Below are 24,155 nucleotides of genomic sequence, written 5' to 3' on the forward strand. Positions count from 1 at the left end.
TAAACCGCCGCATCTACCCTCCAACCCGAGCGCCATTGACACCGGGAAGACAGCGCAACGCATGGCGAACCGCAGAGACAGTCGCATCGAACCCAGCTTCGAGGGATCGCCAAAGGCGAAATCCGCGGCCGGTTTTTCGGTGAACGAGGAGGATCGGGTCGTGCCGGCCAATCGCAAATCATCTTCGGCGCGCAAAACCTCCAAGGCAAAATCATCGTCACGCGGCAAGCGCGGCAAACCCCGGCGCGGGCTGTTCGGCGTGATGGCGCGGATGTTCTACTGGTGCTTCGTGCTCTGCATCTGGGGCGGCATCGCCGTGGCCGGCATTGTCGTCTATTACGGCGCCAAGATGCCGGCGGCCACCACCTGGTCGATCCCCGACCGCGCGCCCAACATCAAGATCGTCTCGGTCGACGGGCAACTGCTTGCCAACCGCGGCATGAGCGGCGCGGAGGCGGTCGGCCTGCACGAAATGTCGCCCTACATTCCGGAAGCCGTCATCGCCATCGAGGATCGCCGCTTTTATTCGCATTTCGGCATCGACCCGATCGGCCTATCGCGCGCCATGGTGACCAACGTTCTGGGCCGGCGTTTCTCGCAGGGCGGCTCGACGCTGACCCAGCAGCTGGCCAAGAACCTGTTCCTGAAGCCCGACCGCACGCTGGAGCGCAAGGTGCAGGAAGTGCTGCTGTCGCTCTGGCTGGAGCACAAGCATACCAAGGACCAGATCCTCGAAATGTACCTCAACCGGGTTTATTTCGGCTCCGGCGCCTATGGCGTCGAGGCGGCCTCGCGTCGCTATTTCGGCAAGAGCGCGCGCGATGTCACTCTGTCGGAGGCGGCCCTTCTCGCCGGCCTCTTGAAGGCGCCGTCGCGACTGTCGCCGGCGCGGGATCCGAAGGCGGCGGAGGAGCGCTCGCAACTGGTGCTGGCCGCCATGCGCGACGAAGGCAAGATCAGCGCCAAGGAACTGGCCTCGGCGATGAGCGCGCCGGCAACGCGCGCGCCATCCTATTGGACCGGCTCGGAAAACTATGTCGCCGACACCATCATGGAAGAATTGCCCGATTTGATTGGTGACGTGCGCAGCGACATCGTCGTCGACACCACCGTCGACCTCAACCTGCAGAAGCTCGCCGAACAGTCGATCCGCCGGCTGATCGACGAGAGCGGCAAGAAGCTCAATGTCAGCCAAGGCGCGCTGGTCTCGATCGACAATTCCGGCGCCGTGCGCGCCATGGTCGGCGGCTACGACTATTCGACCAGCCAGTTCGACCGCGCCTCCGAAGCACGCCGCCAGCCGGGCTCGGCGTTCAAGCCGTTCGTCTATATGGCCGCGCTGGAAGCCGGCCGCACGCCCGACAGCGTGCGCAACGACGCACCGATCAAGATCGGCAAGTGGACACCGGACAATTACGGCGGCAAGTATTTCGGCAAGGTGACGTTGGCGACCGCTTTGGCGAAGTCGCTGAATTCCGTCGCGGCGCAGCTGACCATGGAGGTCGGCCCCGACGCGGTGGTCGAGGCGGCGCACCGCATGGGCATCCAATCCGATCTGATCGCCAACACCTCGATCGCGCTCGGCACTTCGGAAGTGACGCCGCTGGAGCTGACATCGGCCTATGTGCCGTTCGCCAATGGCGGCTACAAGCCCGACATCCATTTCATCCGCCGCATCACCACGACCGAAGGCAAGGTGCTCTATGACGACAATGGCGGCAGCGCGCCGCGCGTCGTCAAGCAGAACATTGTCGGCATGATGAACTCGATGATGACCGGCACGGTCGAGATCGGCACGGCCAGGAAGGCGGCCTTCGCCTGGCCGTCTGCTGGCAAGACCGGAACCAGCCAGAATTCGCGCGACGCCTGGTTCGTCGGCTACACCGCAAACCTCACCACCGGCGTGTGGTTCGGCAATGATGACGGCACGCCGATGAAGAAGGTCACCGGTGGCGCGCTGCCGGCACAGGCCTGGCACGAGTTCATGGTGGCCGCGCATGAAGGTGTGCCGGTCCGGCCGCTGCCCGGCACCTGGAAGTCGACGCCGCCCGACACCATCGTGCCCGACGATATTCCGTCAGTCGATAACAATCAGGCGGCGCCGTTGCCTGCCGTGGCCGTCAGCCGTTCTGAGCCTGCTGCCGCGCCGGCACCTGCTGCTGTACCCGCACAAGCACCGGTCCGCCGTCCGGCCGAAACCGTCGATGCCGACGGTTTCGACATGCCGGGCGACGGCGGCACCACGGCCTCGATCAAGCATCCGGTACCGCCGGGCAGCGTCGGCGGCCCGACCAAGAAGCGGAAAACCTCAATCCTGGATATTCTCGGCGGCGGCTGAGCGGCTCGTCATTCTAGCTTCGAATCAAATGCGAGCTGGCAATCCGTTCCTCATATGAGAGCTGCGGTGACAATTCGGCCTCTCGCCACCTTCGCGGCATTCGGCTACATCTCCGGCCGGAGTGACAGACATGGCTGAGACCGACATCAGAAAAACCATCGTGCTGACCGGAGCCAGCCGCGGCATCGGCCATGCCACGGTCAAGCGCTTTTCGCGTGAGGGCTGGCGGGTCATCACCTGTTCGCGCCAGGCTTTTGCCGAGGATTGCCCGTGGCCGGCCGGCCCGGAGGACCACATCAAGGTCGATCTCGCCGACCAGGAGGATGTCGGCATCGCCGTCTCGGAGATCCGTCACCGGCTGGAAGCGCATGGCGGGCAATTACACGCGCTGGTCAACAATGCCGGCATCTCGCCGAAGCTCAAGGACGGCAACAGCCGCATGGATTCGATCGACACGCCGATGCATGTCTGGCGCGATGTGTTCCAGGTGAATTTCTTCGCGCCGATCATGCTCGCGCGGGGCCTCTTCAAGGAGCTTGCTGCAGCAAAAGGCTCGATCGTCAACGTCACCTCGATCGCCGGCACGCGCGTGCATCCTTTCGCCGGCACCGCCTATGCGACCTCGAAGGCGGCACTCGGCTCGCTGACGCGCGAGATGGCGCATGATTTCGGCCCGCACGGCATCCGCGTCAATGCGATTGCGCCGGGCGAGATCGACACCGCGATCCTGTCGCCTGGCACCGACAAGATCGTCGAGACGATCCCTCTCAGGCGCCTCGGCGCCACGGCTGAGGTCGCCGACATCATCTTCTTCCTGTGCTCGCAGCAGGCGTCCTATGTGACGGGCTCGGAAATCCACATCAATGGCGGCCAGCACGTCTGAGCACTGACAGACTGCTCATTCGGCGATGGTGAGAACAGCCTTGCCGCTGAAGCTGCGCTGTCGCAGGGCGTCCAGAGCCTGGGCGATGTCTGTCCACGGCACGGTCATGGACACGCGGGTTTCCAGCCGGCCAGCCGCGACCAGAGCGAGCAGCGAGGCGATGTCCGCGCCAATGGCTGGACCGGATGTGTAGTAGGCGAAGGTCTGAAGCCTCGCACCCTCGTGGCCGGGAACGAACTGCCTGAAGCCAACCGGTGTGAGTTCGCCGCTGCTCGAACCGAACATGACAATGGTACCGCCCGGCGCGACGCGCTCGATAGCGAGTGCTAGGCTTTGGCCGCCGACCGACTCGGTGATCAGCGAGAATGGTCCTTCAGCCAGTTCGATCGACTCGACAACCTGTTTGGCACCAAGGCTGCGCAGATCCTCGGCATGCCGGGCAGCGGCGATTGCGGTCACCGCGGCGCCTTGCTCGCGGGCGAGCTGGATCTGGAAACGGCCGACCGCACCGCTCGCGCCGGTGATCAGGACCTGCTGTCCCGCGAGGTCGCCGCCATGGCGCAAGACCCTGAGCGCCGTCGTGCCCGCCACGGGAAGCGTGGCGGCGGAAACGAAGCTGACCTCATCCGGGAGGACGGCGAAGCGGTCGGTCGGAACGGCGACCCGTTGCGCCCAGCCGGCCTCGTCGACCAAAGCCACAACCCGGGCGCCGACGGCAGGCCCGGAGCCATCGGCTGCCGCCCGTTCGACAATCCCTGCGATGTCCTGGCCGGGTATCCAGCCTTTTGGGCGTATGGTGAGCAGGCGCAGTTCGCCGCGGTTCAACGAGGTTGCGTGGACGCAGACAAGCGCTTCGTTGGCGAGGGGTTGAGGTTCGTTGGCCTCGGCAAACGTCAGTCCGGTGGGGCTGTCGGGAGAGATGACGAGGGCGCGCATGGGAAGCCTTCCTGCCGGTTTGTGAAATGCCAGCCACGAACCAGAGCCTATCGACTTCCCGGATCAAAGAATTTAGCTATCATGGCGAATAGTCGCTAAAAGCCGTCAATCATGAGACAGCCTCTCCGCTACCCCTGGGCCAATTTCGACGTCGATGATGTGATCGCTCCTGCAATTGCGGTTCGCGTCGATGTCACCGAAACCAAAGCGGAAGTGGCGACCCATTGGCATCGGAAGGGCCAGCTCGTCTTCGCGCTCGGCGGTGGCGTCACCTGCCGCGTGCCCAGCGGTCTGTGGATGGTGCCGCCGCATTGCGGGGTGTGGATTCCCGGTGGCATGGGACACAGCAATATCGCCACCGCCAATGCGCGGATTTTCTTCGTCTATATCGAGCCGGGAGCCGCCGATCTGCCGGACCGCTGCTGCACGCTGTCGATCTCGCCATTGTTGCGCGAACTGATCATCGAGCTGGCCGATCGCGTGGAGGAGGATGAGGCGAGGGACGTGCTCCTGACCACGATCCTGCTCTCCGAACTGCCGCGCATGCCGGTTCAGCTATTGCATCTGCCGATCTCCGCCGAGCCGCGCTTGCGGCGGATCGCCGAGGCGCTGGCGCAAGACCCGGCCGACCGCAGCACGCTTGCCGAGTGGGCCAATCGCGTCGCGCTGAGTGAAAGCAGTCTTGCCCGTCTGGTGGTGAAGGAAACCGGCCTGAGCTTCGGCCGCTGGCGCCAGCAATTGCATCTGATCGTCGCCATAAGGGAGCTGGCCTCCGGTGCGAGTGTCCAGCAGGTTTCGGGCGATCTCGGCTACGCCTCCGTCACCGCCTTCATCACCATGTTCAAGAAGGCGCTTGGCAAGCCGCCGGCAAAGTATCTCGCCAGCGTCGCGCACAATGGCGGCTCCGCCTTCGTTGGATGATCGATGCGCCTGTGGCAAGCCTCAGGCCGGGGAGGGCTCAATGGCTTCGGGGCGCGGCATCGGCTTTTGCTCCAGCACTTCTTGCACGATGCCGCGGGCGATCTCGCGTTCGCCCATGATGACGGTGTCGGCGCCGAGGCCTTTGAGATGCTCGACCTCGGCATCGGAATGGGCCCTCGCTATGACGTTGATGCCGGGATTCGCGGCGCGTGCCCTGAGCACGATCTGCCCGGCCTCGAACGCGTTGGGGATGGCAAGGATCAATCGCCTGGCGCCCTGCGGATTGGCGGCGGCGAATACACCTGCATTGGCCGCGTTGCCGGAGACGATTTCGACGCCGTCGTCTCTCAGCCTCGCCAGCGTCTTGTCGGCGTCCTCGATGACCAGGAAGGACAGCGATGCCTGTTTCAGCGCCGCGCCGACCAGGCTGCCGACGCGGCCGTAGCCGATCAGGATGGTGTGGCCCGAAAGCGTTGTGCGTGGCGGTGGGCCATCCTCTTTTGCCGCGGCGGCCACCGAGGCCACTTGTCCGGGCTGCGTCGCCGGGCCGACCGGCTTGGCCTCTTCCGGTGGTGCTGCCTTGGCGGCGCGCGCGTCCAGCCATGGCTTCATCCAGTCGAGGGCGAGGAACATCAGCGGATTGGCCAGGATCGACAGGATGGCGCCTGCCAGGATCAGGTCGCGTCCCTGTTGCGGCAACAGCTTCAGCCCGACGCCGAGCTCCGCCAGGATGAAGGAGAATTCGCCGATCTGCGCGAGGCTGGCCGAGATCATCAAGGCGGTTCCCAGCGGATAGCGGAAGGCGATGACGATGACGAAGGCGGCCAGCGACTTGCCGATGACGATGATGGCCAGCGTCGCCAGGATCGGCCAGCCATTGCTCATCAGGCTGAACGGATCGAACAGCATGCCGACCGAGACGAAGAACAGCACCGAGAAGGCGTCGCGCAGCGGCAGTGATTCCTCCGCCGCGCGGTGGCTGAGCTCGGATTCGCTCATGATCATGCCGGCGAAGAAGGCACCGAGCGCCAGCGAGACGCCGAACAGTTTGGCGGCGCCGAAGGCGACGCCGAGCGCGATCGCCAGCACCGCCAGCCGGAACAGTTCGCGCGAGCCGGTATGGGCGACGTAATGCAGGATCCACGGAATGACGCGGCGGCCAACCACCAGCATGACGATGACGAAGGCGACGACCTTGGCCAGCGTGAGGCCGACGACGCCCCAGATGCCGAAGCTGGCCGGCAGCGACAAAAGGCTCGCATGGTCATCGACCTGCGGCTGGCCGCCGAGCACGCCGGCCAACGCCGGCAAAAGCACCAGCGCCAGCACCATGGCGAGGTCCTCGACGATCAGCCAGCCGACGGCGATGCGGCCGCGCTCGGTCTCGATCAGCCGTCGCTCCTGCAACGCGCGCAACAGCACCACTGTGGACGCGACGGAAAGCGCTAGGCCGAAGACGAGGCCTGCGCCCATCGACCAGCCGAGCATCCAGGCAAGGCCGGCGCCCAGCGCGGTGGCAAAGCCGATCTGGACGATGGCGCCGGGTACGGCGATGGCGCGGACGGAGAGAAGATCCTTCAGCGAGAAATGCAGGCCGACGCCGAACATGAGCAGGATGACGCCGATTTCGGCCAGCTCATTGGCAAGACCGGCATCGGCGACGAAACCCGGCGTGTTCGGTCCAACCAGCACGCCGGCGACGAGATAGCCGACCAGCGGCGGGATGCGAAAACGGTTGGCGAGCGCCCCGAAGATGAATGCCAGCCCCAGACCGGCGACGATGGTGGCGATAAGGGGCGTGTCATGCGGCATTGTCTGTGGAGCGCCTTTCGGGAAATGTCGGGTGTGCGCCGCCCGAAGCCGCCGCCTTTTTCAATATGGTGGAGGGGGTGCGGGCGACGCAACCCGCAAGACGTAAATTGGTGGCCAGAGGCACCGAAAACGAAAGGCGCGCGCAGCAAAACCGCTGCGCGCGCCAATACCGAATGATCGATGCGTCACGCCGCCTGCAGCATGGCCTCGATATCGATCAGCGGGCGGTTGGTCAGGGTCTTTGGGATCTCCGCCTGCACCTTGTCGGTGACTTCCTTGTGCAGTTTCTTGCGCATGGTGCCGAGCACCAGCGGTGGCGCGACCAGCACGATGTCGTCGAAGATGCCGTGATGGGCGAGCTTGTAGAGCCGGTCCGCGATCTCTTCGGCAAAGCGTTCCTTGCCTTGCCGGTGCCAGTCGGTTTCCTCAACCGCGCTGCGATGCACGGAGGGGCCGTCATTGTAGCGGCCGGGACTGTCGCTGCCTTGTTCGCGCGTTGCCGGATTGTCCTGTTTCATCTCCTGGAAGAGCTGCAGGTTCGGATAGAGATTGTCGCCCTCGTTCTTCAGGAACAGCGCTTTCTCGCCATCGGCCACCATGACCAGAAGGCCATGTCCCAGGTTGATCTTGCTCATTTGCGCGCTCCTGTTTGAAGGTTCAAATCCAGCCGACGATTGTCTGTTACGGCAGGGGCAGAACGCGTGGCGAAGCGGGAACGTTCCACTTCGTTCGCCGAGATCGCACGCAGCCATATCAAGCCCGATCTATCGTCTATCGGAGCAATGTCCGGAGGTCACGGCTTTAATCTACTAAATTGGTAGAATTTAGAAAAAATAATTTTGCAGCTTGGCCGACTGCCGGATAAAAGAGCCGCAGAACAAAGCCTGCGGCAGCAGCTTGAATCCGCCTGATATGCGGATGTGGAATATTTTTCTCTTGGCCCTTTGGCTTGCGGAAAACCGATTGCCTCCCGTCAGGGGATGCGCGAGTGGGTTCCTTCAGCTTTTTCGCGTCCGCGCCTAAAACTGCCGAATTGTTCCGGAATCTGTTCGTCATGCCGCACACCAATCCCAAGCTCACCGCGTTCCCGGTCTTCATGCGGGTCGAAGGCGAAGCCGTGGCCATCGTCGGCGGCGGAGGCGAAGCGTTGGCCAAGGCGCGGCTACTTGATCAGTCGAGTGCTGTGCTTCGCATCATTGCCGATGTTGCCGACGCCGAATTGCTGAGCTTCATCGCCACGACCGGCGCCATCCGTATCGACGCCCCCTACGACGCCGCGCATCTCGAAGGCGCGGTCCTGGTGTTTGCCGCCAGCGGCGACGAGACGCTCGACCGCCGCGTCGCCCACGATGCGCGCCGCCTTGGCATTCCGGTCAATGCCGTCGACCGGCCGGAGCTATGCGATTTCTTCACCCCGGCGCTGGTCAACCGCGCCCCGGTCGCCATCGCCATCGGCACGGAAGGCGCGGGTCCGGTGCTGGCGCAGATGCTGCGCAGCCGCATCGACCGCATGCTGTCGCCGTCGCTCGGGCCGCTGGCAGCGCTTGCCGCCTCGTTCCGGGGTGCCGCCGAAAAGCTGCTGCCGAAAGGCAACGCCCGCCGCCAGTTCTGGAGCAGTTTTTTCCAGGGTGCACCGGCGCGCGCCGTCGAAGCCGGCGAGCTTTCGCAGGCGCATGACGCCGCCGCCGATCTGTTGCTGTCGAAGGCTCCGGCTTCGGGCCATATCGCGTTGGTTGGCGCCGGGCCAGGTGCTGAGGATCTTCTGACGCTGCGCGCGCATCGGCTTTTGATGGAAGCCGACGTCATCGTCTATGACGCGCTGGTGCCGGAGGCGATCGTCGCCATGGGCCGCCGCGACGCCGAGCGGCTGCCGGTCGGAAAACGCAAGGGATGCCACACCAAGAGCCAGGCCGAGATCAATGCGCTGCTGGTCGATCTCGGCAGGCAGGGCAAGCGCGTCGTGCGGCTGAAGTCGGGCGACCCGCTCGTGTTCGGCCGCGCCGGCGAGGAGATGGCCGCACTGCGCGATGCCGGCATCGCCTATGATGTCGTCCCCGGCGTCACCGCCGCCTTTGCCGCCGCCGCCGACTTCGAGCTGCCGCTGACGCTGCGCGGCGTCTCCTCGTCGATGGTGTTCACCACCGGCCATGATCTGAAGGGCAATTCGCTGCCGGATTGGGCCAAGCTCGCCATTTCCGGCGCCACCGTCGCCGTCTATATGGGCCGCTCGGTCGCCGCCGAAGTCGCCGGACGACTGATCGAGGCCGGCCTGTCGCCGGACACGGCGGTTGCCGTGGTCGAGAATGCCAGCTTGCAGAACCGCCGCCGTTTCCACGGCACACTGGCCGATTTGCCGTCGCTGGAAGAGCGCGCCGATCTGGCCGGTCCGGTGATGACCATCATCGGCGACGCGGTTGCCGGCGCCAACTTTGAACGTTCCGAGCCGCTCGCGGCCCATAACTATGAGGGCGCCGCCAACGCGGCCGACGCAGAGGTCGAGCCATGAAGATACTGACCGCAAACCGCCTCTCCGACGGCATCGCCGTCTGGTACGCCGATGGCGGCTGGGCCGAGACGGTCGACCATGCCGACCTTGCCCATGACCAAGCGGCAGAGGACAGGCTGGAAGCAATCGGCGCCAAGGCCAACGCCAACAATCAGGTTGTCGACGTCAATCTGATCGACGTTGAAGTCATCAATGGCGTCGTCGTGCCGGTACGCTTGCGCGAAAAGATCCGCGCCGCCGGCCCGACCATCCGGGAAGATCTGGGCAAGCAGGCTGCGCGGGCAGCGTAACAAAATACGGGCGGACGCGCCCTGAAAGACGAAACATGTACCGCTACGATGAGTTCGACCACGATTTTGTCCAGGCCCGCGTCGCCGAGTTCAGCGACCAGGTCGAACGCCGGCTGTCCGGCGAGATCACCGAGGATCAGTTCCGGCCGCTGCGGCTGATGAACGGCGTCTACCTGCAGCTGCACGCCTACATGCTGCGCATCGCGGTGCCCTATGGCACGCTGAACAGCGCGCAACTGCGCATGCTCGGCCACATCGCGCGCAAATACGACAAGGGCTACGGCCACTTCACCACGCGCCAGAACATCCAGTTCAACTGGCCGGCGCTGTCCGACATTCCGGCGATCCTGGCCGATCTCGCCAGCGTCGAGATGCATGCCATCCAGACCAGCGGCAATTGCATCCGCAACGTCACCGCCGATCACTTTGCCGGCGCCGCCGCCGACGAGGTCGCTGATCCGCGCCCCTATGCCGAGATCCTGCGGCAATGGTCGTCTGTGCATCCGGAATTCTCGTTCCTGCCGCGCAAGTTCAAGATCGCGGTGACCGGGGCCGAGCGCGACCGCGCCGCCATCCAGACGCATGATATCGGTCTGCATCTGAAGAAGAACGCCGCCGGCGAGCTCGGCTTTGCCGTCTATGTCGGTGGCGGCCAGGGCCGCACGCCGATGGTGGCGCGCAAGATCCGCGACTTCCTGCCGGAAGCCGACCTGCTGTCCTACTGCACGGCGATCCTGCGCGTGTACAACCTCTATGGCCGCCGCGACAACAAGTACAAGGCGCGCATCAAGATCCTCGTCCACGAGACCGGCGTCGAGGAAATCACCCGCCAGGTCGAGGCCGAATGGCAGGAGCTGAAGGACGCCGAGCTGAAGCTGCCGGAAGCCGACATCCGTGCCATCGACGCCTATTTCGCGCCGCCGGCACTGACCGCCCGGCCGGAAGGCGACGCGGCGATCAAGCTGGCGCGGCTCGATTCCAAAAGCTTCTCGGATTGGCTCGACCAGAATGTCGTGACGCATCGCCATCCCGACTATGCCGCGGTGACGATTTCGCTGAAAGGTATCGGCGAAGTGCCGGGCGATGCCACCGACAGCCAGATGGAAGCGGTCGCCGACATCGCCGAGAAATACGCGTTCGACGAACTGCGCGTCAGCCATGAGCAGAACCTGATCCTGCCGCATGTGGCGCGCGCCGATTTGAAAGCGGTCTACGACGCTTTGGTCGACATTGGCCTCGCGACGGCCAATTCCAACCTGATCAGCGATATTATCGCGTGCCCTGGCCTCGACTATTGCGCGCTGGCGACGGCGCGCTCGATCCCGATCGCGCAGGAGATTTCGCTTCGCTTCGCCTCGCTCGAGCGGCAGCGCGAGATCGGCGAATTGAAGCTCAAGATTTCCGGCTGCATCAATGCCTGCGGCCATCACCATGTCGGCCATATCGGTATCCTCGGCGTCGAGAAGAAAGGCTCCGAACTGTACCAGGTGACGCTTGGCGGATCGGCCGACGAGAACACCTCGGTTGGCGAAATCATCGGCCGCGGCTTCTCTTCGGAAGAGATCACGGACGCCATCGAGCAGATCGTCGACACCTATCTCGGCCTTCGGCTCGGTCCCAGTGAACGTTTTATCGACGCCTACCGCCGTGTCGGTCCCGCGCCGTTCAAGGAGGCGCTCTATGCTGGCGAAACCAAGGCCGCTTGACCGCATCGTCGACGTCGACGACAGCATCGCCGCCAAAGCGGCGGGCTTCGACGCGCTGTATGGACATCTGAGCCCGCTCGACATCATCGAACGCGCGGCGAGCGAATTGTTTCATGACGAGATCGCCGCCGTGTCGTCCTTCGGCGCGGATTCCGCCGTCCTGCTGCATATCATCGCCAAGGTCGACCGCACGCTGCCGGTCATCTTCCTGGACACCGGCAAGCATTTCGAAGAGACGCTGGGCTATCGCGATGCGCTGGTCGCCGATTTCGGGCTGACCAACATCAGGGTGATCAAGCCCGAAGACGCGGCGCTCGAGCGGGTCGATCCGACCGGCAATCTGCACCAGAGCAATACCGATGCCTGCTGCGACGTGCGCAAGGTCGAGCCGCTGGCGCGCGGCGTCGCCCCCTTCCGGGCCTGGCTGACCGGCCGGAAGCGCTTCCAGGCGGCGACGCGAGCCGCGCTGCCGGTGTTCGAGGCGGTCGGCCCGCGCGTACGCATCAATCCGCTGGCGCACTGGACGACATCCGACCAGGCCGACTACATGCGCGCGCATGCGCTGCGCGAAAATCCGCTGGTTGCGTACGGCTATCTGTCGATCGGCTGTTTCCCGTGCACGCAGCCGGTGCAGCCGGGAGAGGATGCGCGCAGCGGCCGCTGGGCCGGTCATGCCAAGACCGAGTGCGGCATCCATCTGTCGGGACTGGAAGTGTCGCTGACCGACGCATCGCTATAGGATATACTGATATTCAGGTGAGAACGGCCTGTGCAAACGGCGGCTTCCACCCGGAGGCCGCCGGTTTCGTGTGGACCGGCTTTCGCGGACTTTCGATTTTTTGGGGCTTTAGGAATTTTCGATGACTGAACAGACCACAGCGGAGACCCGCCTCTGGACCCCGACGGGTTTTCGCGAAGACGAGTGGAGCCATGCCGAAAGCGCAGACGCGCTGACGGGCAATGGCCGCTTCATCCTGCCGTTGCAGGCATTTCTCGGCCTCGATGCCGAAGTGCGGCGCTCGGCCAAGGAGCGGCTTGGCGTCGCGCTGCAGCCCGGCGACCAGCTGGAAAAGATTGTGGATCTGCTCGACCAGCTGTCGCTGGTGGCGCTGGCCTTCCCGGCCTTCAGCGATGGCCGCTCGTTTTCCAAGGGCGAATTGCTGCGCAGCCGCTACCATTTCGAGGGCGCGGTCCGCGCCACTGGCCAGGTGCTCGTCGACCAGCTGCCGCATATGCTGCGCCTCGGCTTCGACGAGTTCGAAATCTCCAACCCGGTTCTGCTGAAGCGCCTCGAAGAAGGCCGCACAGGCGGGCTGGGCCTTTACTATCAGCCGACCGAAGCGTCGGAGCCGAAGGGGCCGAAATACTCCTGGCGGCGCGTTCGCAACAGCTGACGCAGCGGTAATTTCGCCTGTCTTTACAAAGACTATGATCTCTTGGCTGTCCGGACGGAAGTATCCGCCAGGGAGGAAGGCGCGCTGATCGGCGGCAACACCAATGCAGCGACCATCATGATCGCCGAAAAGGCGGCTGACGTGATCAGGGCTGCAAGGTCCTGATGCGCGAGGAGCGCAAGGCCACCTGAGCAGATCTTCTGGGAGATGCAGCCGCGCCTTTGGTGCGGCGGTTTATTTCTTGTTTTATGCGATCCCGAGGGAAAGCGCTGCGCGCTTTTCCCGGGAAAACCGCATCACACTTTGCTGGAATGCTTTCAGGCCAAGGCCCGCGCTTCGCGAAACGAGATCAGCTTGCGGCGGTTCTCGTCCCACAACGCCAGCTTGACGCAGCGCAGGCTGTCGAGAAGCGTGACGCGGCCGATGCCGCGCAGTTCGGGATAGTCGCGCAGCACTTCCTGCAGCCGGTAGCCCGGCACCTTGGCCGAGAGATGGTGCACGTGATGGACGCCGATATTGCCGGTGAACCAGTTCAGCACCGGCGGCAAATCATAATAGGACGAGCCGTGCAGGGCGGCACGCTGGAATTCCCACTCTTCGTCCTTCGCCCATTCCGTCTCCTCGAACTGGTGCTGGACGTAGAACAGCCAGATTCCGGCCGATCCGGCCAGGATCACGATCGGCAAATGGACGATCAGGAAAGCGCCGGGGCCGACCAGCCAGATAAGCAGCGCTGCCGCGACCGCGATGCCGAGATTGGTGGTCATCGACGACACCCAGGGCGTCAGGCCGCCGCGCATCATGCCGACCGGCAGCCTCTGCTCGAAGATGAACAGCCAGATCGGGCCAAGGCCGAACATCACCAGGGGATGGCGGTAGAGACGATAGGCAAGGCGTCCCCGCCAAGACAGCTGCCGGTATTCAGCAACCGTCAACGTCCTGATATCGCCCATGCCGCGCTCGTCAAGATTGCCGGCGCTGGCGTGATGGGTGGCGTGCGCGCGCCGCCAGCAATCGTAAGGGGTCAGCGTCAGCACGCCGAGCGCGCGGCCGATCCAGTCGTCGGCAGTGCGGTTGGCGAAGAAGGAGCCGTGGCCGCAATCGTGCTGGATCATGAAGATCCGCACCAGAAAACCGGCGGCGGGAAGGATCAGGATCAAGCCCCACCAGTGGCCATAGGAATAGGCTGCCGAAGACAGCGCCCACAGCGTAACGAAAGGAATAAGGGTGATGGCGAGTTCAAGAGTGCTGCGTCGCCGGTCGGGCTTCTTGTAGCGCGCCAGGATCTTCAACCAGGCGCGCTTGCTGTTGGCGGCCGTCTCGGGGGAAATCATGTTCATCAGGAAGCATAGGCGGGGCGTCCCGCTGCCGCAAGGAAAAGCTCACGCAAAATTACTGCGCGTAATTGTCGCGCGATAGCATCGCTATTGACGGCGTTTGCCGCCGGCCATGCTGGCTTCTATGCCGTCCAGCCGGTCGAGCAGGTCCCGGAAACGGGCGGGAATGTCGGCCTCGGTGCGGAAGGCCGGCAAGGTGCGCAAGAAGCGCGTCGTCGCCTCGGTGCCGAACTGGCGCCTGATGTCGGCGGCGAGCTCTTCGCTTCTGTTGCCAGTATTGCGGTCCATTGTCTCAAATCCTGTGTCGGTTTCAAAACTCCTCCAAGCTTTGAATGGTTCCCCATAGCGGGGTATTGGCAAGCAAAGGCTGCCGTTACGGTAAAGTTTGAATTAATTTTGAACGTCCTTGCGCCCCGCACCAAGTCCGACGGGCTGCCCGCAACATTGCCTGCTGTGGGGCGTCCTCCTGGGCTTGCCCCTTGATTTTTGGCCGCCAAACCTCGATATCGGGCGCAAATCCAAACCATTCGAATGACGGGAAATGGCGATGAGCGACCAGACAAAAGACGAACGCGCGCCCGAGGATATCGAAACGGCCGAGGCCGAGCGCACGCAAGGCGGCATCGACGGCGACTATGAAGCGCTGGTGCGGTTGCTGAAGGAAAACGAGGAGCTGAAGGACCGCGCGCTGCGCGTCGCAGCCGAGATGGAGAATCTGCGCCGCCGCACCGCCCGCGACGTGCATGATGCGCGCGCCTATGCGGTGGCCAATTTCGCCCGCGACATGCTGTCGGTGTCGGACAATCTGCGCCGCGCGCTCGATGCTATCCCCGCCGAGGCGAAAGCGGCCGGAGATGCCGGCTTCAAGGCGCTGATCGACGGCGTCGAGATCACCGAGCGCGCCATGCTGTCGACGCTGGAACGGCATGGGGTGAAGAAGCTCGAACCGGAAGGTGAGAAGTTCGACCCGAATTTCCACCAGGCGATGTTCGAAGTGCCCAATCCCGATGTGCCGGCCAACACCGTCGTCCAGGTCGTGCAGCCGGGCTATTCGATCGGCGAGCGCGTGCTGCGGCCGGCCATGGTCGGGGTCGCCAAGGGCGGCCCCAAGATCGCGGCCACCGAAGCGCCGGTCGAGCCGGGGCCGGTGAACGAGCAGGCCGAGAAGGATGCGTGAGTAGGGTAGGCAGTAGGGAATAGGGAATAGGGAATAGGGAATAGGGAATAGGCAGGCGTATCAATCGCGCGGCTTCGTGTTATTCATACTTTCCCTAATTCCCAATCCCTACTACCTCATGTCCCTGACACCCATCGACCTCCTCGACTATGCCGGCGTCGCCGTCTTTGCCGCGACCGGGGCGTTGGCGGCTTCGCGCAAGCAGCTCGACATTATCGGCTTCCTGTTTCTGGCCAGCGTCACCGGCATTGGCGGCGGCACGCTTCGCGACGTCATCCTCAACCTGCCCGTCTTTTGGGTCGCCAACTCCGGCTATGTGCTGGTTTGCGCGGCGGTTGCGGTGCTGGTCTTCTTCATCGCCCACCGCGTCGAATCCCGCTGGAAATGGCTGCTCTGGCTCGACGCCATCGGATTGGCGGCCTTTTCCGTAATGGGCGGCCAAGGGGCTGGCCATCACCGGCTCGCCGGTCGTCTCCGTTGTTATGGGCGTGTTGACCGCCACATTTGGCGGCATCCTGCGCGATCTGCTGGCCGGCGAGCCATCGGTGCTGCTCAGGCCCGAAATCTACGTCACCGCCGCACTCGCGGGCGCCGGCCTCTACACACTTGGCGATCTTGCCGGCCTGCCGCCGCTCGCCTCGGATATTGCCGGCTTCGTCGCGGCTTTCCTGGTGCGCGGCGGCGCGCTGAAATTCGGCTGGACCTTTCCGTCCTACAAGAGCCGCCCGGGACGGCGACCGGAGGATATTCCGTAGGGAGAGGGAATAGGGAATAGGGAATAGGGAATAGGGAATAGTCAGCAATTCGCGGCAGCCTTCACTACTGCCTACTGCCTACTGCCTACTGCCTCACGCCGCAAAGCGCTGCGCTTCCCCGCCATAATAGTTGACGTAGCGGGCGCCGATTTCCTTGACCGGCATCACCACGAACACATCGACGGTGGAGAACTCACGGTCGATGACGCAGCCGTCGCCGATGCGGGCGCCGACGCGCAGATAGCCCTTGACCAACGGCGGCATGGCCGCAATCGCCGCCTTGGCGTTGACCGCCTCGATCGGCATCAGGTCCATCGAGCAATAGCGCCCGGAGACCGCCCGCACATCCCAGGCGGAGTTGGTCCGGCAGTGATGGGCAAGGTAGGTGAGCGCCTCGGCATGCGCAGCCGGCACCGTGCCAGGGAACGAGGCACAACCGGTCATCACGCCGATCTCATAGTGGTTGATGTAGGCCCAGATGCCTTGCCACAGCGCCTCGATGGTGCGCTTCGAGCGGTATTCCGGCAGCACGCAGGAGCGGCCGAGCTCAAGGAAGCGCTGGCCAGGATGGCGGGCGATCAGCTTGGTCAGTTCGAACTCGCCTTCGGAATAGAAGCCGCCGGCGGTCGCGGCAATCTCTTGCCGCAGCAGGCGGTAAGTGCCGACGATGCGGCGATGCTCGGGGCCGGAGATCGAAGTGTCCAGCACGAGGAGATGGTCGCACAGCGGGTCGAAGCGGTCGGCGTCGCGGCGGTCCTGCGCCTGGAACAGGTCCTTCCTGGCGCCAAGCTCGTCATAAAACACCCGGTAGCGCACTTCCTGGGCGGCGGCGATTTCGGCCTCATTGCGGGCAAGCCGCACTTCGAGATTGCCGATACGGCCCAGCGGTGCGCCTGTTGCGACGGCATCGGCGTTCCGCGCGGCGAGCAAAGCGCCGCCTGCGCTGGGCCGAGTGTCACATTCCGGCATAACTGTATGCACGAGTGATTCTCCTTCGAGCCATCCCTCTTGGCACGGGGATACGGTGTAGGTGCAACAGGATTGTGACAGTACCGTGATACGGCGCGACGGGCAATACTTCGTCGGCTGGCGAAAACCCTCATTCGGCTACCTACGTGACGCGAGGATTGCGCCAGCGTCGCCTTGAAGCGCGTCGCGCTGGGACGATTCACGCGACGCGCTTCAAGTCTTTGTTTTGTGCATGTCGTCTTCTCAAAACCGGGGCCACTTTTGAGCGACATGAATTCAGGCGGCCACCTGGCCCTCGACGGCATGGACCAGCGCGTCGGGATCGAGCGGCTTGGTGACAAAGCCGCTGGCGCCATGGGCGAGCACGGTGTGGCGGGTCTTTTCCTGGCTGTCGGCCGAAAGCACCATGATCGGAACCGGCGGCACAGCCATTTCCTCCTCGTGGCGGCGGATGGCGGCGATCGCGTCCAGCCCGTCCATAACCGGCATGTGCAAATCCATCAGCACCACATCGAAGCGATTTTTCAGCCCGGCTTCGGTCACCGCCTCGACCGCGGCCTTGCCATTGCCGACCACTTTCACGCGGTGTCCCGCCTTCAAAAGCGTGGCGCGGGCAAGCATGGCGTTGATGTCGTTGTCTTCGGCGATCAGCACCGACAAACCTTGCTGGCGCCCGCCATGGGCACGAAGCGAGGACGCGCCGGTCTTTTCCGGCTTGGGCGGCGGCAAGGCAGGGGCATGACTGGTCAGCAGCACGCGCAGCAGGGTTTCGCCGCGCACCGGCCTCGCCAGGAAGGTGGCGTAGCCGTTGGTGCGGAATTCGCCAAGCATGCCGCGGTCGGTCGGCGCGATCAGCGTGATCGCCTCGCAATCGGCAAAGCCACTCTGGCGCAGGCGCTTGAGCAGTCTGCCGTCGCCGTCCTCCAGGGCCGCGTCGATCAACAGCACATCGCAATGTTCGGCGAAGGGCGTCGCCTGGGAAGCGGTTGCGGCGACGTCGACGGCGCCGCCATGGGCGCGGATGGTGCGGGCGATGGCGTCCGCCTCGACGGCGTTCTTCGACACGATCACGGCGCGCCGGCCGGCCAGGATGTTCTGCCGGTTCTGCGGTGCTTCGGTTGCTCCTGCGGCCGGGATCTCGAAGACGAATTCCGATCCCTCGCCAAGCCGGCTCGACACCGAAATGGCACCGCCCATGGCGGCGACCAGGCGCCTCGATATGGCCAGACCGAGGCCGGCGCCGCCATGGGTGCGGGTCGAGGTGCCGTCGGACTGTTCGAACTCCTCGAAGATGCGCTCCATATCCTCTTCGCGCAGGCCAGGGCCGGTGTCGGCGACGGTGAAGCAGATGCGGTCGCTGGTCTCGGTGCGGGCCCGTGCAACCGAAACCAGCACGCCGCCGGTGTCGGTGAACTTGATCGCATTGCCGATCAGGTTGAGCAGCACCTGCCTGACTCTTCCCGGATCGGCCATGATCATCTGTGGCACGTCGGGCTCGACATGACAGCCGAGGCCGATGTTCTTGGCGAAGGCTTTCGCCGCCATCAGTTCGATGATGTTGTCGGCAATTTCACGCAACGATGTCGGCTGCGGTTCCGGGTCGAAGCGGCCGGCCTCGATCTTGGAATAGTCGAGCAGGTCTTCGATGAGCGCCAAAAGCGCGCTGGCCGAGGTCGAGACGGCGCCGACATAGGTGCGCTGCTCGGGCGACAGATTGGTGTCGGCCAGTAGCTTGGCCATGCCCATGATGCCGTTCATCGGCGTGCGGATCTCATGGCTGACGGTGGCGAGGAAGCGCGACTTGGCCTGGCTGGCATATTCGGCGCGCTCGCGCGCGGTGATCAACGAGGATTCGGCGCGCTTGCGGGCGGTGATGTCACGGGCAATCGCCCGGTGCGAGACGGCGCCGCTATCCTTGTCGCGCACCGACAGTTCGATCCACGAGAACCAGCGCGGACCGTTCGGCGTGCGGATGGAGACGTCGGTGGAACTCAGGCATTCGTGATCCGAAAAGGCGGCGTCGGGAACGATACCGACATCGATGCCGAGGTCGGCCAGAGTCCTGCCGGCAAGGTCGCGCTGATCGGTTCCGACGAGGCCGGCGAAAACCATGTTGGCATAGACGATGTGGCCGTCGCGGTCGCGGTGGACGACGAGATCGCCGAGCGCATCGATCAGCCCGCGAAAACGCTCCTCGCTCTCCTGCATCTCCCACATGCGGTCGGCCAGCGTCTCGATCTCGGCGCGGCTGCGCGCGGCGGTTTCGTCGAGCAAGGCCGTCGCGCGGTGGACGGTGCGGCGGTTGCGCAGGTGCATGGCGACGCCGGCAACGCCTGTCGCCAGCAGGCCGAGGGTGATGAAGATCGGCGCACCGGTGAGGTGGGAGAGGCCCGCCAGCACGACACTGGCGACCACCGTCAGGAACGGCAGGCCCTCGGACGTGGGGCGCGGCAAATCCGGCGCCAGCGGCGGCGCGGCAACATGCTGCCGCTTGGGCGTCGCCGGGTTCGGCCCGTCGATGCTTTCGGCGCGGCTCTTCTCTTTCCTGGCGGACTCCGCGATCATGCGGAACTCCTTGCCAGATAGAGATTATGGAAAAGCGCGGCGGATCGTTCGAATTTTAGCGGTCATGCATTTTTGGCGGTTTTCCGCATCGCCTGATCTTTTCCGAAACCTGATTCCCTTTCGGGATCATGCTTCGGGAGCCTCACATATCGACAACCACGCGGCCCCTGATCTTGCCCTCGACGATGTCATGGGCGGCGGTGATGATGCCGTCGAAGCCGATGGTCGTCGACAGGCCGGCGAGCTTCTTGAGATCAAGATCGCTGCCGATGCGGCGCCAGGCTTCCAGCCGCACAGCCTTTGGCGCCATCACTGAATCGATGCCGAGCAGCGAGACGCCGCGCAGGATGAACGGGGCGACGCTCGACGGCAGATCCATGCCACCCGCCAGGCCGCAGGCGGCGACCGCGCCGCCATAGGCGGTCATCGACAGCACATTGGCCAGCGTGTGGCTGCCGACGGCATCGATGCCGCCGGCCCAGCGCTCCTTTGCCAGCGGCTTGGCCGGCTGGGAGAGTTCCTCGCGCGAAATCACTTCGGCGGCACCGAGGTCGATCAGATAGGAGCTTTCGGCGTTGCGGCCGGTCGAGGCGATGACGTGATAGCCAAGGCTGGACAGGATCGAGACCGCGACCGACCCAACGCCGCCGGCCGCACCCGTCACTACCACCGGGCCGCGATCCGGCAGGATGCCGTGCCGCTCCAGCGCCATGACGCTGAGCATGGCCGTATAGCCGGCGGTGCCGACCGCCATCGCATCGTGCGCGCTGATGCCGTCGGGCAACGGCACCAGCCAGTCGCCGTTGACGCGCGCGCGCCCGGCATAGGCGCCGAAATGCGTCTCGCCGACGCCCCAGCCATTGAGGATGACCTTGTCGCCCTTGCGCCAGTCGGCATGCGATGAGGAGAGGACGGTTCCGGCGAAATCAATGCCCGGCACCAGCGGCCAGCGGCGGATCACTGGCGCTTTCCCAGTGATGGCCAGCCCGTCCTTGTAGTTGACCGTCGTCGCCTCGACCGCGACAGTTACGTCGCCTTCCATCAGATCGGCTTCGCCGAAATCGACGATCTCGACCGATTGCTTCTTTTCGGCGTCGCGCGAAACGAGGATGGCTTTGAAGGTTTCAGGCATCTCTTCTCCTCGGCTTCGCAAAGGCTGGCGGTCGGCATTGGCTGGCTCTGGCCGAACTGTGCGGCGACCGTCCGGCGAGGTCAATTGGTCAAAAGAGTCGGGCCGTCAGGCTTCTGGGCCTTGCGGCTTGGCCTCGCGCCGCCAGCCGATGAACTCGTCGAAGACGACCAGCGCCGCGCCGACCGAAATGAAGGCATCGGCAAGGTTGAAGACGGCGAAGGACCATACCGGCGTGTGGAACAATATATAGTCGATGACGTGGCCGTAGACGGCGCGGTCGATCAGATTGCCGATCGCGCCGCCGATGATCAGGGCAAAGCCGATGCGGGCCAGCACATGGCCGGAGGGCGTGCGCGTCGCCAGATAAAGCACGAAGGCAACGACCACGACCGCGATGACGACCAGGCCGGTGTCGCCGAAGGACGAGAACATCGAGAAGGCGATGCCGGTATTGTAGGTGCGAAACAGCGCCAGGAATGGCACCAGGTCGAGCTTTTCCTGGAAGACGAGGCCGGTCTCGATCAGATGCTTTATCCACTGGTCGAGCGCGATTGCCACCACCACCAGCAGCGCATAGGGAGACCATGATTTCACGATGTGGCGTCCTCGGGGGCAAGTTTCAGCGCGCCGCGCCGGATCTCGAACAGCATGATTCCGGTGGCGACCGCCAAATTGAGTGAATCGGCGCGGCCGGCCTGCGGAATCCGCAGCAGCCGGTCGCAGCTTTCCGCCAGATTGTCGGGCAGGCCCTGCTGCTCATTGCCCATCATCAAGAGCACCGGTCCTCGGGAGAAATCGACCGAGCGGTAGTCGACCGCACCCTTCAGATGGGTGCCGACCACCAGGCCCGAGAAGCTGTTTCGCCAAGCCAGAAATGCTTCCGGCGTCGCCTTGGTCACCGGCACGGCGAAGATCGAGCCCATGGTGGCGCGCACGGTCTCGACAGAAAAAGGATCGGTAGTCTCGCCGACCAGGATGACGCCCTTGGCGCCGACGGCATCGACGGTGCGGATGACGGTGCCGAGATTGCCGGGATCGCGCACCCGGTCGAGCGCCACCCAGACGTCGCCGTCGTGAGCGCGGATGTCTCTTAGCGGCAGCAGTTTTTGCCGGAAGACGCCGACCACCATTTGCGGATTGTCACGGCGGGTGATGGCGACCAGCACTTTTTCGGACACTTCGAGCACGGTGCCGCCGGCGGCAACCGTGCGCGCCGCCACCTTTTCGACCGCCGCATTGCCGCGTCCGGCCTTGGCGAAAACCAGCGTCCTGATCGACCAGCCGAGGTCGAGGGCGTCGATGACCAGCTTCAGCCCTTCGGCCATGAAGGCGTTCTGCTGGTCGCGGAATTTCTTCTGGGCGAGCGCCTTGATGTCCTTGATCAGCGGATTGGCAAGGCTGGTGACGTCCTTGACCTGCCCGGGCGCGCCGATGTGCCGCTCATTCATTCGGGACTCCCGGGCATTCAGGTCTCCGGGGCATTCAGGCCACCCAGCGCGAAAACAGCGATGTCGACAGCGTCCGCCCGGCGGACTGCTCGCGGATGATCAGTTCGCCTGATTCAACCGTGCCGCCCATGCCGGCAAAGGTGTCGCGCATCAAGGCATGGATGGCGAAGAAGGAGGCGCGGATGGAATAGGCGGTCAGCACCACGGTGAGCGGTTTCGGCGTCAGGATCGCGCGGCAAAGATCGGTCAGGCCGGGCAGGTCCTCGAACAATTGCCAGACCTCGCCCTTGGGGCCGCGGCCATAGGCGGGCGGGTCGAACAGGATGATGTCGTAGCGGCTGCCGCGGCGCTCTTCGCGCTCGGCGAATTTCACAGCATCGTCGACGATCCAGCGGATCGGCTTGCTGCCGAGACCGGCCATTTCCTGGTTTTCGCGCGCCCAGCCGACCGCCTTCTTGGAGGCATCGACATGGGTGACCTCGGCGCCGGCACGGGCGGCCACCAGAGACGCGAGCCCGGTATAGCCGAACAGGTTCAGCACCTTGACCGGGCGCTTGGCCGCCACGATCTGGCTGGCCATATGGTCCCAGTGCGAAGCCTGCTCGGGGAAGACGCCGACATGGCGAAACGAGGTGAAGCGGCCGAGATAGTCGATGCCGTCATGCCTCATCGGCCAGGTCTCGCCCAGCGGCACCTTCGGAAAACGCCAGCGGCCGATGCCTTCTTCGTCGGTATCGCCGGTGAAGATGGCGTCGGCTCGGTCCCAGTCCCTGGCGGGCAAGGCCTTTTGCCAGATCGCCTGTCCCTCGGGCCGCACGATGCGGTAGGGGCCGTATTGTTCGAGCTTTTCGCCGGCGCCGCTGTCGAGCAGTGCATAATCCTGATTTGGCGCAACTTCGAGGATCACCGGCAGGCGCTCAGTGGGCAGGACGCCTTCGCGACGCGCCAGGATACGGGGGGCGGGCTTCGGATCAGACCGGTCGTCCGGTTTTGTTTCGTGGCGTGGCTGTCTGGCTTCGGGTCGGACTGGTACGGTGCCCGGCTGCGGCCGCGCGTGTTCGGTCCTGCCCTTTGCGGGCGGACGGTTGTCGCGGCGTTTGTCGCGAAAAGACTTCAAGCAGGAGCGTCTCCGGAGGCGGCAGGCCGCTTTTGACATAGGGTCACCGGCTGCGCAAACAAAATGGTCCAGCGTGCGAATGTCTGAGGTGGTGGACCTCGCTGAGGAAACAGGCAAATCTGGAATCATGTCCCGTTCCGAACGCCTGCTCGACTTGATCCAGATCCTGCGCCGGCATCGCCGGCCGGTGAGCGGTCGCACGCTTGCCGGCGAGATGGACGTTTCGATCCGAACGCTCTACCGCGACATTGCCACGCTGCAGGGGCAAGGCGCGCCGATCGAGGGCGAGGCTGGGCTGGGCTATGTGCTGAAACCCGGCTTCATGCTGCCGCCGCTGATGTTCACCGACGAGGAGATCGAGGCCATCGTTCTGGGATCGCGTTGGGTTGCCAGACAACCGGACAAGCGGCTGTCGGCCGCCGCCACCGACGCGCTGGCCAAGATCGCCGCTGTGCTGCCGGATGATCTGCGCGAGGACCTCGATGCGACCGCGCTTTTGGTCGGGCCGCACGGCGATGCTGTCGAAAGCATCGACCTTGGCCTGGTGCGCCAGGCGATCCGCAACGAGAGAAAACTCGGCTTTCTTTACCGCGACGCCGGCGGCGCCGCCTCCGAGCGCTTGATCTGGCCATTCGCGCTCGGCTTTTTCGACAAGGTGCGGGTGGTGGTGGCCTGGTGCGAGACGCGGCAGGATTTCAGACATTTTCGCTCCGACCGGATGTCGGGGCTCAACACCACGGATATCCGCTATCCGCGTCGTCGGCAGGCGCTGCTGAAGGAATGGCGCGCGACGCTGGACGCACCGAAGCGCCAGCCTGGCGCTTAATGCTCCTTTCCACGCGCCCACAAGACGCTGCTGCCAGAATCTG

General features: G+C 64.4%; 23 protein-coding genes and 1 pseudogene. 12 read left to right on the forward strand and 12 right to left on the reverse strand.

Features of this window, described 5'->3' with window-relative positions; all coding sequences use genetic code 11:
- Window positions 1-61: 61 nt before the first annotated feature.
- Together X728_RS152370 and X728_RS152365 are read left to right on the forward strand one after the other, a co-directional pair.
- Complete coding sequence (locus tag X728_RS152370) at window positions 62-2,338, forward strand: transglycosylase domain-containing protein (RefSeq protein WP_023831677.1); 2,277 nt, start codon at window positions 62-64, stop codon at window positions 2,336-2,338.
- 130 nt (window positions 2,339-2,468) lie between these two features.
- Window positions 2,469-3,221, forward strand: a complete 753-nt coding sequence (locus X728_RS152365; protein ID WP_023826330.1) for an SDR family oxidoreductase — start codon at window positions 2,469-2,471, stop codon at window positions 3,219-3,221.
- A gap of 15 nt (window positions 3,222-3,236) precedes the next feature.
- Here the strand turns inward: X728_RS152365 and X728_RS152360 are convergent, their stop codons facing one another.
- Window positions 3,237-4,157, reverse strand: coding sequence for a zinc-binding dehydrogenase (locus tag X728_RS152360; protein WP_023831678.1), 921 nt, complete (start codon window positions 4,155-4,157; stop codon window positions 3,237-3,239).
- Window positions 4,158-4,268: 111 nt separating this feature from the next.
- Between X728_RS152360 and X728_RS152355 the strand changes: the two genes are divergently transcribed.
- Window positions 4,269-5,078, forward strand: coding sequence for a helix-turn-helix transcriptional regulator (locus X728_RS152355; RefSeq protein WP_023686588.1), 810 nt, complete (start codon window positions 4,269-4,271; stop codon window positions 5,076-5,078).
- 21 nt (window positions 5,079-5,099) lie between these two features.
- On the opposite strand, the gene ybaL is transcribed toward X728_RS152355, so the two are convergent.
- The 3 genes from ybaL to X728_RS1000000170350 form a co-directional block, all read right to left on the reverse strand.
- Window positions 5,100-6,890, reverse strand: coding sequence for a YbaL family putative K(+) efflux transporter (gene ybaL / locus X728_RS152350; RefSeq protein ID WP_023686587.1), 1,791 nt, complete (start codon window positions 6,888-6,890; stop codon window positions 5,100-5,102).
- A gap of 185 nt (window positions 6,891-7,075) precedes the next feature.
- Entirely contained in the window at window positions 7,076-7,525 is a 450-nt protein-coding gene (locus tag X728_RS152345; RefSeq protein WP_023831679.1) for a host attachment family protein, read from the reverse strand.
- Between the two features lie 166 nt (window positions 7,526-7,691).
- Entirely contained in the window at window positions 7,692-7,946 is a 255-nt protein-coding gene (locus X728_RS1000000170350) for a hypothetical protein (RefSeq protein WP_155923978.1), read from the reverse strand.
- Between X728_RS1000000170350 and cysG the strand changes: the two genes are divergently transcribed.
- The 6 genes from cysG (at window position 7,945) to X728_RS1000000172080 (ending at window position 12,951) form a co-directional block, all read left to right on the forward strand.
- On the forward strand, window positions 7,945-9,396 hold the full coding sequence (gene cysG, locus X728_RS152340; RefSeq protein ID WP_023704213.1) for a siroheme synthase CysG: 1,452 nt from the start codon (window positions 7,945-7,947) through the stop codon (window positions 9,394-9,396). The two genes, X728_RS1000000170350 and cysG, sit on opposite strands and share 2 nt — an antisense overlap.
- Complete coding sequence (locus X728_RS152335) at window positions 9,393-9,686, forward strand: DUF2849 domain-containing protein (RefSeq protein WP_023669771.1); 294 nt, start codon at window positions 9,393-9,395, stop codon at window positions 9,684-9,686. Before cysG ends, X728_RS152335 begins: the two co-directional genes overlap by 4 nt.
- A 35-nt stretch (window positions 9,687-9,721) precedes the next feature.
- The gene (locus tag X728_RS152330; protein WP_023683051.1) at window positions 9,722-11,392 is read left to right on the forward strand and encodes a nitrite/sulfite reductase; all 1,671 of its coding nucleotides are present in this window, start codon (window positions 9,722-9,724) and stop codon (window positions 11,390-11,392) included.
- Complete coding sequence (locus tag X728_RS152325) at window positions 11,367-12,131, forward strand: phosphoadenylyl-sulfate reductase (protein WP_023831680.1); 765 nt, start codon at window positions 11,367-11,369, stop codon at window positions 12,129-12,131. The genes X728_RS152330 and X728_RS152325 overlap by 26 nt, the downstream gene beginning before the upstream one ends.
- Before the next feature lie 121 nt (window positions 12,132-12,252).
- Window positions 12,253-12,786 carry a DUF934 domain-containing protein gene (locus X728_RS152320; RefSeq protein WP_023726456.1) on the forward strand — a complete coding sequence of 178 codons (534 nt, stop codon included), beginning with the start codon at window positions 12,253-12,255 and terminating at the stop codon, window positions 12,784-12,786.
- Between the two features lie 42 nt (window positions 12,787-12,828).
- The gene (locus tag X728_RS1000000172080; protein WP_023726457.1) at window positions 12,829-12,951 is read left to right on the forward strand and encodes a hypothetical protein; all 123 of its coding nucleotides are present in this window, start codon (window positions 12,829-12,831) and stop codon (window positions 12,949-12,951) included.
- Between the two features lie 152 nt (window positions 12,952-13,103).
- Here the strand turns inward: X728_RS1000000172080 and X728_RS152315 are convergent, their stop codons facing one another.
- The gene (locus X728_RS152315) at window positions 13,104-14,126 is read right to left on the reverse strand and encodes a fatty acid desaturase (RefSeq protein WP_023691976.1); all 1,023 of its coding nucleotides are present in this window, start codon (window positions 14,124-14,126) and stop codon (window positions 13,104-13,106) included.
- 84 nt (window positions 14,127-14,210) lie between these two features.
- Window positions 14,211-14,411: a hypothetical protein gene (locus X728_RS152310; RefSeq protein WP_023726458.1), complete on the reverse strand. Its 201-nt coding sequence runs from the start codon at window positions 14,409-14,411 to the stop codon at window positions 14,211-14,213.
- A 259-nt stretch (window positions 14,412-14,670) separates the two neighbouring features.
- On the opposite strand from X728_RS152310, the gene grpE reads away from it, so the two are divergent.
- The gene (gene grpE / locus X728_RS152305) at window positions 14,671-15,300 is read left to right on the forward strand and encodes a nucleotide exchange factor GrpE (protein WP_023691975.1); all 630 of its coding nucleotides are present in this window, start codon (window positions 14,671-14,673) and stop codon (window positions 15,298-15,300) included.
- A gap of 124 nt (window positions 15,301-15,424) precedes the next feature.
- Window positions 15,425-16,055: pseudogene (locus X728_RS01000000166770) on the forward strand (trimeric intracellular cation channel family protein).
- A gap of 93 nt (window positions 16,056-16,148) precedes the next feature.
- On the opposite strand, the gene X728_RS152300 reads toward X728_RS01000000166770, so the two are convergent.
- The 6 genes from X728_RS152300 to X728_RS152275 all read right to left on the reverse strand — a co-directional run bounded on the left by X728_RS152300 (window position 16,149) and on the right by X728_RS152275 (window position 23,286).
- A complete protein-coding gene (locus X728_RS152300; RefSeq protein WP_027049733.1) occupies window positions 16,149-17,036 on the reverse strand; it encodes a GNAT family N-acetyltransferase in 888 nt (295 codons plus the stop codon).
- A gap of 264 nt (window positions 17,037-17,300) precedes the next feature.
- Window positions 17,301-19,589 carry a response regulator gene (locus X728_RS152295; protein ID WP_023698195.1) on the reverse strand — a complete coding sequence of 763 codons (2,289 nt, stop codon included), beginning with the start codon at window positions 19,587-19,589 and terminating at the stop codon, window positions 17,301-17,303.
- Window positions 19,590-19,731: 142 nt separating this feature from the next.
- Complete coding sequence (locus X728_RS152290; protein WP_023831681.1) at window positions 19,732-20,721, reverse strand: MDR family oxidoreductase; 990 nt, start codon at window positions 20,719-20,721, stop codon at window positions 19,732-19,734.
- A 105-nt stretch (window positions 20,722-20,826) separates the two neighbouring features.
- Window positions 20,827-21,315, reverse strand: a complete 489-nt coding sequence (gene lspA / locus X728_RS152285; protein WP_023669760.1) for a signal peptidase II — start codon at window positions 21,313-21,315, stop codon at window positions 20,827-20,829.
- On the reverse strand, window positions 21,312-22,169 hold the full coding sequence (locus tag X728_RS152280; protein WP_023831682.1) for an RNA methyltransferase: 858 nt from the start codon (window positions 22,167-22,169) through the stop codon (window positions 21,312-21,314). The genes lspA and X728_RS152280 overlap by 4 nt, the downstream gene beginning before the upstream one ends.
- Before the next feature lie 34 nt (window positions 22,170-22,203).
- Window positions 22,204-23,286, reverse strand: a complete 1,083-nt coding sequence (locus X728_RS152275) for a class I SAM-dependent rRNA methyltransferase (protein ID WP_023831683.1) — start codon at window positions 23,284-23,286, stop codon at window positions 22,204-22,206.
- A gap of 127 nt (window positions 23,287-23,413) precedes the next feature.
- On the opposite strand from X728_RS152275, the gene X728_RS152270 reads away from it, so the two are divergent.
- Window positions 23,414-24,112: a YafY family protein gene (locus X728_RS152270; protein WP_023698199.1), complete on the forward strand. Its 699-nt coding sequence runs from the start codon at window positions 23,414-23,416 to the stop codon at window positions 24,110-24,112.
- Window positions 24,113-24,155 lie beyond the last annotated feature (43 nt).

The organism is Mesorhizobium sp. L103C119B0 (genome assembly GCF_000502235.1).
Classification (GTDB): domain Bacteria; phylum Pseudomonadota; class Alphaproteobacteria; order Rhizobiales; family Rhizobiaceae; genus Mesorhizobium.